This is a genomic window from Celeribacter baekdonensis B30 (assembly GCF_000299875.1).
GTDB lineage: Bacteria > Pseudomonadota > Alphaproteobacteria > Rhodobacterales > Rhodobacteraceae > Celeribacter > Celeribacter baekdonensis_A.
This window is the reverse complement of record NZ_AMRK01000003.1, coordinates 341,077-355,309: the sequence shown is the minus strand read 5'-3', so window position 1 is coordinate 355,309 and position 14,233 is coordinate 341,077. Positions and strand designations below refer to the sequence as shown.

15 protein-coding genes are annotated in these 14,233 nt (G+C 57.6%); 11 read left to right on the top strand and 4 right to left on the bottom strand.

Going from position 1 to position 14,233, the window contains the following annotated elements:
- The first annotated feature begins 66 nt into the window (after nucleotides 1–66).
- Together uvrA and B30_RS07600 are read left to right on the top strand one after the other, a co-directional pair.
- Nucleotides 67–2,961: an excinuclease ABC subunit UvrA gene (uvrA, locus tag B30_RS07605; RefSeq protein WP_009571462.1), complete on the top strand. Its 2,895-nt coding sequence runs from the start codon at nucleotides 67–69 to the stop codon at nucleotides 2,959–2,961.
- Between the two features lie 4 nt (nucleotides 2,962–2,965).
- Nucleotides 2,966–3,388: an NUDIX hydrolase gene (locus tag B30_RS07600; RefSeq protein ID WP_009571461.1), complete on the top strand. Its 423-nt coding sequence runs from the start codon at nucleotides 2,966–2,968 to the stop codon at nucleotides 3,386–3,388.
- 70 nt (nucleotides 3,389–3,458) lie between these two features.
- Here the strand turns inward: B30_RS07600 and B30_RS07595 are convergent, their stop codons facing one another.
- The 4 genes from B30_RS07595 to B30_RS07580 form a co-directional block, all read right to left on the bottom strand.
- Nucleotides 3,459–4,085, bottom strand: coding sequence for a GNAT family N-acetyltransferase (locus tag B30_RS07595; RefSeq protein ID WP_009571460.1), 627 nt, complete (start codon nucleotides 4,083–4,085; stop codon nucleotides 3,459–3,461).
- Between the two features lie 18 nt (nucleotides 4,086–4,103).
- Nucleotides 4,104–4,331, bottom strand: coding sequence for a hypothetical protein (locus tag B30_RS07590; protein WP_009571459.1), 228 nt, complete (start codon nucleotides 4,329–4,331; stop codon nucleotides 4,104–4,106).
- Between the two features lie 62 nt (nucleotides 4,332–4,393).
- Nucleotides 4,394–5,686 carry a serine--tRNA ligase gene (serS, locus tag B30_RS07585; RefSeq protein ID WP_009571458.1) on the bottom strand — a complete coding sequence of 431 codons (1,293 nt, stop codon included), beginning with the start codon at nucleotides 5,684–5,686 and terminating at the stop codon, nucleotides 4,394–4,396.
- Between the two features lie 36 nt (nucleotides 5,687–5,722).
- Nucleotides 5,723–7,237 (bottom strand): pentapeptide repeat-containing protein, encoded by a 1,515-nt coding sequence (locus B30_RS07580; protein WP_009571457.1) that lies wholly within the window; start codon nucleotides 7,235–7,237, stop codon nucleotides 5,723–5,725.
- A 97-nt stretch (nucleotides 7,238–7,334) separates the two neighbouring features.
- On the opposite strand from B30_RS07580, the gene B30_RS07575 reads away from it, so the two are divergent.
- The 9 genes from B30_RS07575 to B30_RS07535 all read left to right on the top strand — a co-directional run bounded on the left by B30_RS07575 (nucleotide 7,335) and on the right by B30_RS07535 (nucleotide 14,163).
- Entirely contained in the window at nucleotides 7,335–7,733 is a 399-nt protein-coding gene (locus B30_RS07575; RefSeq protein WP_040402005.1) for a VOC family protein, read from the top strand.
- A gap of 157 nt (nucleotides 7,734–7,890) precedes the next feature.
- A complete protein-coding gene (yajC, locus tag B30_RS07570) occupies nucleotides 7,891–8,214 on the top strand; it encodes a preprotein translocase subunit YajC (RefSeq protein WP_009571455.1) in 324 nt (107 codons plus the stop codon).
- 75 nt (nucleotides 8,215–8,289) lie between these two features.
- Nucleotides 8,290–10,917 carry a protein translocase subunit SecD gene (secD, locus tag B30_RS07565; protein WP_009571454.1) on the top strand — a complete coding sequence of 876 codons (2,628 nt, stop codon included), beginning with the start codon at nucleotides 8,290–8,292 and terminating at the stop codon, nucleotides 10,915–10,917.
- Nucleotides 10,918–11,016: 99 nt separating this feature from the next.
- Nucleotides 11,017–11,370: an Mth938-like domain-containing protein gene (locus B30_RS07560; protein WP_009571453.1), complete on the top strand. Its 354-nt coding sequence runs from the start codon at nucleotides 11,017–11,019 to the stop codon at nucleotides 11,368–11,370.
- Nucleotides 11,371–11,400: 30 nt separating this feature from the next.
- Complete coding sequence (gene ccmA, locus B30_RS07555) at nucleotides 11,401–12,021, top strand: heme ABC exporter ATP-binding protein CcmA (protein ID WP_009571452.1); 621 nt, start codon at nucleotides 11,401–11,403, stop codon at nucleotides 12,019–12,021.
- Complete coding sequence (ccmB, locus tag B30_RS07550) at nucleotides 12,018–12,674, top strand: heme exporter protein CcmB (protein WP_009571451.1); 657 nt, start codon at nucleotides 12,018–12,020, stop codon at nucleotides 12,672–12,674. The genes ccmA and ccmB overlap by 4 nt, the downstream gene beginning before the upstream one ends.
- Nucleotides 12,675–12,732: 58 nt before the next feature.
- A complete protein-coding gene (locus B30_RS07545; protein ID WP_009571450.1) occupies nucleotides 12,733–13,470 on the top strand; it encodes a heme ABC transporter permease in 738 nt (245 codons plus the stop codon).
- Nucleotides 13,467–13,622 carry a heme exporter protein CcmD gene (gene ccmD, locus B30_RS07540; RefSeq protein ID WP_009571449.1) on the top strand — a complete coding sequence of 52 codons (156 nt, stop codon included), beginning with the start codon at nucleotides 13,467–13,469 and terminating at the stop codon, nucleotides 13,620–13,622. The genes B30_RS07545 and ccmD overlap by 4 nt, the downstream gene beginning before the upstream one ends.
- Entirely contained in the window at nucleotides 13,615–14,163 is a 549-nt protein-coding gene (locus B30_RS07535; RefSeq protein WP_009571448.1) for a DsbE family thiol:disulfide interchange protein, read from the top strand. The genes ccmD and B30_RS07535 overlap by 8 nt, the downstream gene beginning before the upstream one ends.
- Nucleotides 14,164–14,233 lie beyond the last annotated feature (70 nt).

Genomic DNA, 14,233 nt, shown 5'->3' with positions numbered 1-14,233 from the left:
TGGGGAGCGGCTGCGCCGGGGCAAAGAGTCCGGTCAGATCGGGTGTGGACAGAGGGCAAGTGGGCTATGGTCGAACTCAAAACTATCGAAGTGCGCGGCGCGCGCGAGCACAATCTCAAAAACGTCGATGTGGATATTCCGCGTGACGAATTGGTGGTGATCACCGGCCTGTCCGGGTCGGGCAAATCCTCTTTGGCCTTTGACACGATCTACGCCGAGGGCCAGCGCCGCTATGTCGAAAGCCTGTCTGCCTATGCCCGCCAGTTTTTGGATATGATGGGCAAGCCGGATGTGGATCACATCTCAGGCCTGTCGCCCGCGATCTCGATTGAGCAAAAAACCACCTCGAAAAATCCGCGCTCGACCGTGGGCACGGTCACCGAGATTTACGACTACCTGCGCCTGCTCTTTGCCCGCGCCGGGACGCCCTATAGCCCCACCACAGGTGAGCCGATTGAGGCGCAACAGATTCAGGACATGGTCGACATCATCATGCGGATGGAGGAGGGCACGCGCGGCTTTCTTTTGGCGCCGATCGTGCGCGACCGCAAAGGCGAATACCGCAAAGAATTCTTGGAGTTACGCAAACAGGGTTTTCAACGGGTCAAGGTCGATGGCGCGTTTTACGAACTCGATGAACCGCCGACATTGGACAAGAAATTCCGCCATGACATTGACGTGGTGGTGGACCGGTTGGTGGTGCGCGAAGGTTTGGAAACGCGTCTGGCCGACAGCCTGCGCACCGCGCTTGATCTGGCCGATGGCATTGCCATTTTGGAGACCGCGCCAAAAGAGGGCGAGGGCGATCCAGAGCGTCTGACCTTTTCGGAAAAATTCGCCTGCCCGGTGTCGGGTTTTACCATTTCGGAAATCGAACCGCGGCTGTTCTCATTCAACGCGCCGTTCGGGGCCTGTCCGCAATGTGATGGGCTTGGGGTTGAACTGTTTTTCGACGAACGCCTGGTCGTGCCCGATGCGGCGCTCAAAATTGCCGACGGGGCCATCGCGCCCTGGCGCAAAGGCAAAACGCCCTATTTCCTCCAGACCATCGAAGCGCTGGCCAAACATTACGGTTTCAAAGCCTCGACGCCGTGGAAATCCATCCCCGAGGACGTGCAAAAGGTCTTTCTCTACGGCTCTGGCAAAGAGGAAATCCCGTTCCGCTATGATGACGGTGGCCGCGTCTATGAGGTGACCCGCAGCTTTGAAGGCGTGATCCCGAACATGGAACGCCGCTACCGCGAAACCGATAGCAATTGGGTGCGCGAAGAGTTTGAACGCTACCAAAACAACCGGCCTTGTGGGCTGTGCGGTGGTTATCGCCTGAATGAAGCGGCGCGGGCGGTTAAGATCGGCTCCGCTGTCGATGGGGAAACCGAACTGCTTCATGTCGGCCAAGTGGTCGAAAAGTCGATCAAACAGGCCTATGAGTGGACGCTCGGTGTGATGGACGCGCTCTCGCCGCAAAAACAAGAAATCGCCCGCGCCATCGTCAAAGAAATCCGCGAGAGGTTGGGGTTCTTGAACAACGTTGGCCTTGAATACCTGACCATGTCGCGCAATGCGGGCACCTTATCGGGCGGCGAAAGCCAACGCATCCGGCTGGCCTCGCAAATCGGATCGGGGCTTCAGGGCGTGCTTTATGTGCTCGATGAGCCCTCCATCGGGTTGCACCAACGCGACAATGATCGCCTCATCGGCACGCTGAAAAACCTGCGTGATCAGGGCAACACCGTGATCGTGGTCGAGCATGACGAGGATATGATCCGCGAGGCCGATTACGTCTTTGACATGGGGCCGGGGGCGGGGGTCCATGGCGGGCAAATCGTCTCCAAAGGCACGCCGCAAGAGATCGAAGCGGACGCCGCCTCGCTCACCGGGCAATATCTTGCGGGCACCCGCGAAGTGTCGGTGCCAAGCAAGCGGCGCAAAGGCAATGGCAAGACGCTGACCGTGGTCAAAGCCACTGGCAACAATCTCAAAGAGGTGACGGCGGAGTTCCCGCTGGGCAAATTCATCTGTGTGTCCGGCGTGTCCGGTGGCGGGAAATCGACGCTGACCATCGAGACGCTCTATAAAAACGCCGCCACCAAACTGAACGGCGCGCGGGAAACGCCGGCGCCGTGTGAGACGATCAAGGGCTTTGAGCACCTCGATAAGGTCATCGACATCGACCAACGCCCGATCGGTCGCACCCCGCGCTCCAACCCCGCGACCTACACCGGGGCCTTCACCCCGATCCGCGATTGGTTCGCCGGTCTGCCGGAATCGAAAGCCCGCGGCTATAAGCCGGGGCGGTTTTCGTTCAACGTCAAAGGCGGGCGGTGTGAGGCCTGTCAGGGCGATGGCGTGATCAAGATCGAGATGCATTTCCTGCCCGATGTGTATGTCGAATGCGAGACCTGTCGCGGCAAGCGATACAATCGAGAAACCCTGGAAATTCAGTTTAAAGGCAAAAGCATAGCTGACGTTCTTGATATGACGGTTGAAGACGCACAGGAGTTCTTCAAGGCCGTTCCGGTGATCCGCGAAAAGATGGATGCGCTGGTGCGTGTGGGGCTTGGCTATATCAAGGTTGGGCAACAGGCGACGACGCTGTCAGGTGGCGAAGCCCAACGGGTGAAGTTGTCGAAAGAGCTGTCGAAACGCGCCACGGGCCGCACGCTTTACATCTTGGACGAACCCACCACGGGGCTGCATTTCGAAGACGTCAAAAAGCTACTTGAGGTGTTGCATGAACTGGTCGATCAGGGCAATTCGATGATCGTGATCGAACACAATCTCGATGTGATCAAGACCGCCGATTATATCATCGACATTGGCCCTGAAGGCGGCGATGGCGGCGGGCGCATTGTCGCCTCCGGCACGCCCGAACAGGTGGCCGAGGTCGAGGCAAGCCACACGGGGCGCTACCTCAAACCGATGCTTGAAAAGATCAAAGCGCGCAAGGCGGCGGAGTAGCTTGATGAGCCAAACTGTGCCTCAAATTCCAAAACTTGCGGTGTTGGCGGTCTGTCTGCATGAGGGCAAATTCCTTTTGGTGCAGCGCCGCAATCCGCCCGATGCCGGGCTTTGGGGCTTTCCCGGCGGGCATGTCGAGCTTGGCGAGAGTTTGGTCGAAGCCGCCGCGCGTGAACTCCATGAGGAGACCGGCGTGACGGCCACGGCGGGCGAGGTGATCGGGCATGTCGAATTGATTGATCGCGATGGCGCCGAGGTGATGCATCATTTCCTTTTGGTCGCCGTGGCCTGTGCCTATAAATCCGGGGTGCCGCTGGCCGATGATGATGCGATGGCGGCCGCTTGGGTCAGCGCGGCAGATATGGCGGATCTGTCGCTTTCGGATCACGTCATGGACGTGGCACAACAGGCGTTGAAACGGACCTGAAAGGGGGCAGGCGAGGCGACGGAGGATGGCACACAGATGGTTTGTGACCTCGATGCTACGCTGCCCATCCTCACGGGCTGCGCGCCGCGTCCGCAACCGGGCTAAGAGCAAACCGCATTTCCGTCGCGCTTTGAAATCCAAACAGATGACGCAGCGGCCCGATCTGTGCGGTCTTTTGCGCGACAAACCCCTCACGGTCATACAGCGCATGGGCGCGGGGATTGATGTCGATCACATCAAGGCGGACGGCATGGCAGCCCTGTGCCGCCGCTTCGGTTTTGATCGCTTGCAAAAGCGTGGTGCCAATGCCCATTCCGCGGGCCTGCGGGGCAACAAAGATACCGTCCATGGTCAACACGCCGGGCTGAAGGTCGCGCTCTAATAGCGAGAGGCCGACAGCGCGCCAAAGCGCCCCGAGCCAGCCATAGGCCTGTGCCAAGTCCGACAGCCCGCCACCGACAAAGCTGCCTGTGTCGGTCTTAAACCCCGCAACGCCCAAAAGCGTGCCCTCTTCGTCCAGAACACACAGGGCATGTAACGGATCGGCCACCTGGGTGAGAAATTTCAGCGCCGTCTCTTCCGGTCGCATCAACAGACCTAGCTTGGCCTTGAACGCCTCCCAAAACAGGGCGGCGACTGTGGCGCGTTGATCTTCGGGAAACCCATGTTGGGCGATATGGCCTGATGGTTTGGACATAGGTCTTTCCGGCTCAAATCACGATTCTGCGCGCATCTTTGCGGACGGCGGCAAATGGATCATCGCCGCGAAGGCGGCGACAAAGGCCTCGCCCCAATGCGTACCCCAATTGTGTATCACACTCGCGATCAAAGCCCAAGCCCTGCCCAGCCGATAGAGCGGTGCATTGCCCAGTGCTTTGTCCTGTGCATTGCCCTGTGGAACCGGAAAGAGCAAGGAGTCATAGCCGCCAAAACTGGCGGCCATAGCGGGGCTGGAATGGCAAGGGTGCCGTTTGTCAGACGATCATGCGAGGTGCGGTTGGCCCGTTAGGCCAAGACGCCCTCGACGGTCAGGGTCAATTTGCCGCCCAAGTATGGCGCAAGCACGTCGGGTAAGGTCACTGAACCATCGGCGTTTTGACCGTTTTCCAGCACCGCAATCAAACACCGCCCCACAGCCAGACCCGAGCCATTGAGCGTATGTACAAACTCCGGTTTTCCGCCATCGGCGGGCTTGAACCGCGCGTTCATGCGGCGGGCTTGGAAATCGCCTGTGGTCGAGACCGAGGAGATTTCGCGATAGGTGTTTTGGCCCGGCAACCAGGCCTCAATATCAAAAGTGCGGCGCGCGCCAAAGCCCATGTCGCCGGTGCACAAGGCCACCGTGCGGTAGGGCACGCCGAGCTTTTCAAGGATGCCCTCGGCACAGGCCAACATGCGTTTTTGTTCGGCATCAGACGCGTCGGGGTGGGTGATCGAGACCATTTCGACCTTTTCAAACTGGTGCTGACGCAACATGCCCGACGTGTCACGCCCGGCCGATCCGGCCTCGGAACGGAAGCACAGCGAATGCGCGGTCATGCGGATCGGCAACGCGGCCTCGTCCAAAATATCATTCGCGACCGAATAGGTCAGTGGTACCTCAGAGGTCGGGATCAACCACCAGCCGTTGGTGGTCTGATAGCTGTCCTCACCGAATTTCGGCAACTTATCGGTGCCATACATCGCCTCATCTTTGACGATCACCGGCGTGTTGATCTCCGTCAGGCCGTTTTCGTCGACATGGGTGTCGAGCATGAACTGCGACAACGCCCGGTGGATGCGCGCGACAGCGCCTTTGAGCATGACAAACCGTGCGCCGGAGATTTTTGCCCCGGTTTCGAAATCCATCGCCTTGGAGACGGCTGTGATGTCGTAATGTTCTTTCGGATCAAAATCGTAGCTAGGCACATTGCCCCAGCGCTTGATCTCGACATTCTCGTCCTCATCCTTGCCGTCGGGCACGTCGGCGGCGGGCAGGTTGGGGATGCGGGCCAACATGTCGGTGAGCTTGGCGTCCTCGTCCTTGGCTTCGTCCGTCAGGCGGGCGATTTCTGCCTTTTTCTCGGCCACAAGCGCGCGCAGGCGTTCAAATTCCGCCTCGTCGCCCTTGGCCTTGGCGGCACCCACAAGTTTGGAAGCCTTGTTCTGTTCCGCCTTGGCATCCTCAGCCGCCGCAATTTTAGCGCGCCGATCCGCGTCGAGCGCCAGCACCTCGGACGACACCCCAGACAGCCCCCGCCGCGCCAAAGCAGCGTCAAATGCGTCAGGATTTTCGCGAATGGCCTTGATGTCATGCATCGGAGTGGTCCTCAGAAGTGGTGAATCATTGTCGCTTTATTGCTTATATTTCTTGAAAGTGTAACCGCGAGTTTCTTTCCAAGAAGACCATTGTTCAGCAACATTGAAATCGTAAGTGGGTAAGTAACGATCTTCCCAGTTTAAAATGCCTACCCTTGGATCATTTGCGATTTGAGACATGATTTGAGAAATAAAATTTTGATGTTCAGCAGATGCTGAAGATGGCTTCTTAAGCAAGTCCAGATTTGATTGCAAAAATAGCGAATAGTCGAATGATTTTTCAACAGTTAATGAGGACAAGAAGACAGGGCTTGAATTCAGCGCATCACGTAAATCTTGGTGATCCAAATGCGTCTCTACGAGGTTTGCATAGGCCAGATTTACTCTCGGCCCGTAATTGAGGTTTTCAATGAGGCGTGACCCTTTAAAACTTGCTCTGAAAAGGTTTGCGCCTTCAAAGGATGTGCCGGGAAGCAGACGATCAGAAAAAATTGCCCCCTTTGCGTCCACGTCTTTGAGGTTACAACGGATCATAGAGCCATCATCTAATGTTGAGTTTTCAAATTCGCATCCGCTGAAGTCACAGTCGGTTAAATGGGCCTCCCCAAACCATGATCCGCTAAAGTCTAAACCAGAAAAATCCAGATTTTTGCCAACGAATTTTTGAAAATTGCAGCCAGCGAGAGATATGGTCCCCATTCCCGTCTTTATTTCTTTCTCTCTCTGTTTTTCTGTCCGCCTACCAATGACTGTTAAAGCCGTCTGAATGTCTACGGATAATCTAGGGATATCTCTATGGTCTGTTTTATCTGTGCTCCCAGTATAATTCGGTAAGCCGGGTCTAGCTTTGTTGATCGCGCCCTGCGCCGGGGAGTTATCTCGAATGTAACTGCATAAGATTTCCATAATTTGGACATGATCACGAAGGCTGTCTTGGGCTATTCTTTCAAGGGCGAAAATCGCGCCGACGCGAACCTCGATATTCGGTTCTGTCACGTCCTCGATGATTGGCTTCTTAAAGTCAGGTTTGTTCTCTGCGTTATCTTCGTAAAGGAGGTCGCCTTTTTTGTTCCTGCGTTGGCGTCTGACCTGTTTTGTCGCGCCGAGGCCTTCAACAGCCTTATTGATCCTATCCGTAATATGACCCTGCTCCGCCGTCTTTGTCTGACGCTCAGTCGTCCAAACTCGAAGCAGCGCAAGCGGCGTTCCGATGATTCCACCAAGTGCGGTCAACAGCCCGACGAACGACAGTACATACCAGCGCAGGTTGTCACTGCCTTCTCTGATGGTGTCGCCGGTCACTATTTTCCAGCCGACTTGTCCAAGCATGAAGAGGACAGACAGGAACAGCAGGATCAGGACCGGGGAGAACAGAACGGAAAACCAGCCCAGAGCATTGAGCCAACCCGTTTCTGAAAACCTCAGAGGTTTGGAGGGGCCGGTTTTCTGAACCTGCCCAAGCAAGACCCCCACAGAGATCACGCCTAAAATGATCCATGGAACCCATGGGGTGGACAGCATCTGGGTCAGGCGATTCATAAAATCAGTCATGCAAAGGCTCTATGCAAATGGCAATGTCTTCCCCATATGAAACTCAAACCCTCTCTATGAAAAGCCCAAAGGACCAATCCCCGTGACAGATACGCCCATGACAGCCAAAGCCATTCACTCCTGTATCCGTGTCTTAGATGAGGCGCGCTCGGTGGCGTTTTATCAGGCGGCGTTTGGGTTGACCGTGGCGGAGAAATTGGATTTCCCGGATTTCACGTTGATCTACCTGTCAAACCCAGAGTCTGCCTTTGAGTTGGAACTGACCATCAACAAATCCACCACCGAGCCTTATGATCTTGGCAATGGCTATGGCCATTTCGCGGTGTCGGTTAAAGATCTTGCCGAAGAGCATGCGCGGATGGAGGCGGCGGGGCTGAACCCCGGCAAAATCGTCGATTTCGCGCCCGCGGGCACCCGTGTGGCCAAGTTCTTTTTCATCACCGACCCGGATGGCTACAAGATCGAAGTGATCGAGCGCGGCGGGCGGTTTTTGTGAGCCGTTTTTGATGTCGTTTTATCGACGGATGACAGGCGCGTGAAACGTGGCGGGCATTGCTTGCCAAGGTCCAAGGCCCACTATAGGGTGCGCGGCGACTTTATGGGGTGGCGAGGGGCCGCTCTGACAGATGAATGACTGACAAAAGGACGACCAAATGTTCGTAACTCCTGCCTATGCTCAAGCTGCCGGTGGCGCTGCCGCTAACCCGATCATGCAATTCGCACCGCTGATTGCGATTTTCGCGATCATGTATTTCCTGATGATCCGCCCGCAGCAAAAGAAAGCCAAAGAGCATCGCGCGATGATTGAAGCTGTGCGCCGGGGCGACGAGGTGATCACCGCAGGTGGTTTGATGGGCAAAGTGGCGAAAGTGCGCGAAGATGGCACGCTTGAGGTCGAGATTGCCGAGGGCGTGAAAGTGCGCGTTCAAAAAGGCACGCTGGCCAACGTGGTGTCAAAAACCGAACCGGCCGCTTAAGTCCCAAAAACATCCAAGGCCCGGGCACACGCGCGGGCCTTTCCCTTTTCAGACCAAATCGCTCAGGCTCCCAACATGCTGCAACTCCCTCTTTGGAAACGGATCGTCATCTGGGGGCTCGTCGCCCTTGGCCTTTTGGGGGCGCTGCCAAACGCCTTTTACCCGCGGGTCGAAGGCCATAATGACGCCATTGCAGCGATTGAAAAATCCGGCGAGACGCCCGAACGCGCCGCAGCGCGCGACGCCTGGCCGTCGTTTTTGCCGTCCAATCTGGTCAATTTGGGCCTTGATTTGCGCGGTGGGGCGCATCTTTTGGGCGAAGTTGAGGTTGCCGAGGTCTACGGCGCACGGATGGATGCGCTTTGGCCGGATGTGCGCGATGCGTTGCGTGATGAGCGCGCCACGGTGGGCACGATCCGCCGCATTGACGCGCCTGCGGGCCAGCTCCGCGTGCGTATTTCCGAACCTTCCGGCATGGAAGCCGCACTCGCGAGTGTCCGCAAACTCGGCACGCCGGTGGTGTCGCTGACCTCTGCGGGGCAAAATGACATCGACGTGTCCGCCACGGGGGACGTGATCACCATTCAATTGTCGGAAGCTGAAAAAGCCGCCACCGATGATCGCACTTTGCAGCAGTCGCTCGAAATTATCCGCCGCCGTGTGGACGAGGTCGGCACGCGCGAACCGACAATCCAGCGCCAAGGCGAAAACCGCATTCTTATTCAGGTGCCGGGCATCGGCTCCGCCGCCGAACTCAAAGCCCTGATCGGCACCACCGCGAAACTGACCTTTAACCCGGTCGTGGGGCGCACCACCAATCCTGATGAGGCCCCCGGCGCGCGCAATTTCATCGCGCCCTCTGTGAATGAGCCGGGTGTGTATTACATCCTCGAAAACACCGCCGTTGTGTCCGGCGACGAGTTGACCGACAGCCAGCCAGTGTTTGACCAAAACGGTCGCCCGGCGGTGTCGTTCCGGTTTAACCCGACCGGCGCGCGCAAATTTGGCGATTACACGGCGGCCAATGTCGGCGCTTTGTTTGCCATTGTGCTCGACAACGAGGTGATCTCCGCTCCGCGCATCCAAGATGCCATTCGCGGTGGTTCGGGCCAGATCACCGGGTCCTTTACGGTAGAGGAAAGCACCAATCTTTCGGTGTTGCTGCGCGCGGGCGCACTGCCGGCCAAGATCAACTTTTTGGAAGAACGCACCATCGGGCCGGAACTCGGCGCCGACAGTATCGCCGCCGGACGCATCGCCACGGTCGTCGCCTTTGCCGCCGTGCTTTTGTTCATGGGCGTGTCCTATGGGTTGTTTGGCCTCTTCGCCAACCTCGCGTTGATCATCAACGTCGGGCTGTTGTTTGGCCTTCTCTCCGCCATTGGCGCCACATTGACCCTGCCGGGCATCGCCGGGATCGTCCTGACCGTCGGCATGGCGGTGGACGCGAATGTGTTGATTTTCGAGCGTATTCGCGAGGAATTGAAAACCGCCAAAGGTGTGGGGCGCGCGATTGAGCTTGGCTATGAAAAGGCGCTTTCGGCCATTATTGACGCCAACATCACCACCTTTATCACCGCCGCGATCCTGTTTGTCATGGGCTCTGGCCCGGTCAAAGGCTTTGCCGTGACGCTGGTTCTGGGTCTGATCACCTCGGTGTTCACCGCGATCTATGTGACCCGCGCCATGGTCGTGTGGTGGTACGGTCGCAAAAACCGCAAAGGCTGGACGCTCAAGGGTTTCCAACTTGTGCCGGGCGAAACCACCATCGATTTTTTCAAACGCGCCAAGGCGACCTTTGGTCTCTCCGCGGTGTTGGTCGTGGTCTCTGTTGTCGCCTTCTTGGCCATGGGCCTGAATTTCGGCATTGATTTCAAAGGCGGCACCACCATTCGGACCCAATCCGAAACCGCCGTTGATGTTGCCGAATACCGCAGTGCCATGTCGACGCTGGGGCTGGGCGACATTTCGATCACCGAAGTGTTCGACCCGAATTTCGCCGAGGACCAACATGTCGCCATGGTCCGCATTCAGGCCCAGGACGAGGTCGAAGCGATCACGCCGGAAACCATCGCGGCCGTCGAAGCCGCGCTTAAAACCGTCGATCCGTCGATCACCTTCCCCTCCGTCGAATCCGTCGGGCCGAAGGTGTCGGGCGAATTGATCTGGACCGCGGTCGAAGCTGTGGCCGCCGCCATCGTCGCCGTGTTGTTCTACATCTGGCTGCGGTTCGAATGGCAATTTGCCTTGGGCGCGGTCATCGCCCTGGTCCATGACGTGGCGATCACCATCGGGATTTTCGCGATTTTGGGCATTCAATTCGACCTGACCATCATCGCCGCCCTTTTGACCATCGTCGGGTATTCGCTCAACGATACCGTGGTGGTGTTTGACCGGGTGCGGGAGAACCTGCGCAAGTATAAGAAACTCGAACTGGGCGGGGTGTTGAACCTGTCGATCAACGAAACCCTGTCGCGCACGATCATGACCTCGGGCACCACTTTGGTGGCGCTCATCGCGCTCTTGGTCCTGGGCGGCGACGTGATCCGGGGCTTTGTGTTCGCCATGACGCTGGGCGTTGTGGTTGGGACATGGTCGTCGGTGTTTGTCGCCTCCAACATTTTGTTGTGGCTTGGCGTCAAACGCGACTGGGACAAGAAAGAGCCGACTCCGGGCATCCAAACGGACGGCAGCGCGGTGTGATCGCGTCGCCTTAGGATGAGTATTTAAGTCACGATAAAGAGGTCCGCCGCCCGCGCGGGCCTTTTTGCCACAAAATGAGCCACGAAGAGGAGCCGTATCATGCACTTCAACGAAATGCCTTTTGAAGACGCGATCCCAGTGGAGGGCTATGGCCCCGGCATGTTCCGCATCGCCGGACAGGTGCATCAGGGGGCTGTGCTTTTGTGTGGGGCCAAGGTGGTGCCTTGGGGCGGCTATGCCGACCGTGACAGCCTGTTGGAGTTGAAGGACCAGATTGATTTCATCATCATCGGGACAGGTCCAGACATGACCCATTTGCCAAAAGAGTTTCGCGAAGTGTTTGAGGCGGCAGAGATCGGGCTTGAACCGATGGCCACTCCCACAGCGGCGCGCACCTACAATGTACTGGCCTCCGAGGGGCGTCGTGTCGCAGTTGCACTTTTAGCGGTGTGAGACGCGGGTAAGGCCGAGTAGGGTGGGCGGATGAAGCTGATTTCTGTGAAAAATCTGACGGTGGCGCGCGGCGGGATGCCAGTTCTTGAGGGGCTGAATTTCGACGTGTCGACAGGCGAGATTTTGGTGCTGCGTGGCCCCAATGGCGTGGGCAAAACCACGTTGCTGCGCACGCTCGCCGGGTTGCAACCGCCCTACGAGGGCACGGTTGACGCTGCCCCTGATACGGTTGCCTATGCGGCCCATGCGGACGGGTTGAAATCAACGCTGACCGTGCGCGAGAACCTGATGTTCTGGGCCGGGGTTTATGGCGGTCGCGATATTGAACCGGCTCTGCGTGATTTCAATTTGGACAGCTTGTCCGAGCGTCCGGCGGGCAATCTCTCCGCCGGGCAAAAGCGTCGTTTGGGATTGGCGCGGCTAATGGTCACCCACCGCCCGGTCTGGGTCTTGGATGAACCCACCGTGTCGCTGGACGTGGCCTCGGTGGCGCTGTTCGCGGCGGCCGTCAAAGCCCATCTGGCCTCTGGCGGCGCGGCCATCATCGCCACCCATATCCAATTGGGCTTTGAAGAAACCGTGTTTGACGTCACCCCCTATAAAGCCCGCATGGACGTGGTGCGCGACGATTTTGATGAGGCGTTTCTATGATCCGGCTGTTTTGGCGCGACCTCGCATTGGCGTTTCGGTCTGGCGGCGGATTTGGCTTGGGTCTTGGGTTTTTCCTGATTTTGGTGACGCTGGTGCCCTTTGGCGTGGGGCCAAATTCCGAACGCCTGATGGCGATTGCGCCGGGGATTTTGTGGGTTGGGGCGCTGCTTGCCTGCCTTCTTTCGCTCGACCGGATTTTTGCGCTGGATTTCGAGGATGGGTCGCTTGATTTGCTGGCCACCGCACCAATCCCACTTGAAGGCGTGGTCGCGGTCAAAGCGCTGGCGCATTGGATCACCACCGGCCTGCCTTTGGTGCTTGCTGCCCCCGCATTGGGGTTTTTGTTGCATCTGGACAGTGCCGCCTACCGTTGGCTCATGGTCACGCTGCTGATCGGCACGCCCGCACTGTCGTTCATTGGTGCGTTTGGCGCGGCGCTGACCGTGGGGCTCAAACGCGGCGGCTTGTTGATGAGCCTCTTGGTTCTGCCGCTTTACATCCCGACCCTGATTTTTGGCGCCGAAGTGATCCGTCGCGGTGCGGGCGGGTTTTTGGTGGCGACACCTTTGGCGATGCAGGCCGGGATCACCGCCGGATCGGTGGCTTTGCTGCCCTTTGCCGCAGCCGCCGCCATTCGGGTCGCTTTAAGGTGAGTTGAGATAGCGCGCCGTTGCCCGTAAGGTGACGCGCGATCAAGGGAGATGAGGATCAATGGCATCCATCTGGGAATGGGCAAACCCGCGAAAATTCATGGCGTGGACGGACCGGGCTTTGCCGCTTTTGTCGGTTCTCTCGGCCTGTATTTTTATCATTGGGTTGGTTTGGGGGTTTTTCTTTACCCCCGATGACTATCGTCAGGGCGCAACGGTCAAAATCTTTTACCTGCATGTGCCAAGCGCGATGATGGCGATCAACATCTGGGGGATGATGTTGGTGGCCTCTCTGATTTGGATCGTGCGCCGTCACCATGTCTCCGCGCTGGCCGCGAAATCCGCCGCGGCGATTGGCATGACGATGACGTTGATTGCGCTCATCACCGGGGCGATTTGGGGCAAGCCGATGTGGGGGACCTATTGGGAATGGGACCCGCGGCTGACCTCGTTTCTCATCCTTTTATTGTTTTATATCGGATACATGGCGCTCTGGGAGGCGATTGAAAATCCCGACACTGCTGCCGATCTGACCTCGGTTTTATGCCTTGTCGGCTCGGTCTTTGCGTTGTTGTCGCGCTATGCGGTGAATTTCTGGAACCAAGGCCTGCACCAAGGCGCGTCATTGTCACTCGATGCGCAGGAAAACGTCGCCGATGTCTATTGGTACCCGGCCTTGGTCGCCATTGCCGGGTTCATATTACTGTTTGTCACGCTTGTCCTGCTGCGCACCCGGACCGAAATCCGCGCGCGGCGTTTACATGCGTTGGAGATGCGCGAAAGGGTCCAAGGCCAATGATGCCAGATTTGGGAAAATACGCGGGCGATGTTTTGGCCGCTTACGGGATCACAGTTTTGCTTTTGGCGGGGCTGATTTGGCGCTCTTTGGCGCGATCCGTGAAAATGAAACGCCTGTTGAAACAGGCAGAGGAGCGTCGCACTCATGGCTAAGATCAATCCTTTAATGGCTTTACCTCTTGTTGTTGCGCTGGTTTTTTTCGGTCTTGCTAGGTTCGGCATGGGGCGCGAAGATGCGCAGCAATTGCCAAGCTCGCAACTGGGGCGCGACACGCCCTCCATCGCCTCGGTCACGCCTTTGGGCGATCTGCCGCCTTTGAGTGATGAGATGCTGGACCTGCCCGGCGTCAAACTGGTCAATTACTGGGCCTCTTGGTGTGCGCCCTGCCGCGCCGAACACCCGCAACTCAAGATGTTGCAAGAGGCGGGTGTGACCATTTATGGCATCAATTACAAAGACGAAGCGCCGAATGCTTTGGGCTTTCTCGACGATCTCGGCAATCCCTACACAGCGATTGGCGCGGATGAGCCGGGGCGCACCGCGCTTGAATGGGGTGTCTATGGCGTGCCAGAGACCTATGTCATTGATGGAGAAGGAAAAATCTCCTACCGCTTTGCCGGGCCGATCACGGTTGAGATCATGGAAAAATACATCAAACCCGAGATCGCGAAGGCGGCGGGTGACGCAAACTGAGATTTGTGCGCTCTACAAACAAAGTTCAATCGTCCATATGCGCAAAGAAAAACCCGCCAGAGTCTGGCGG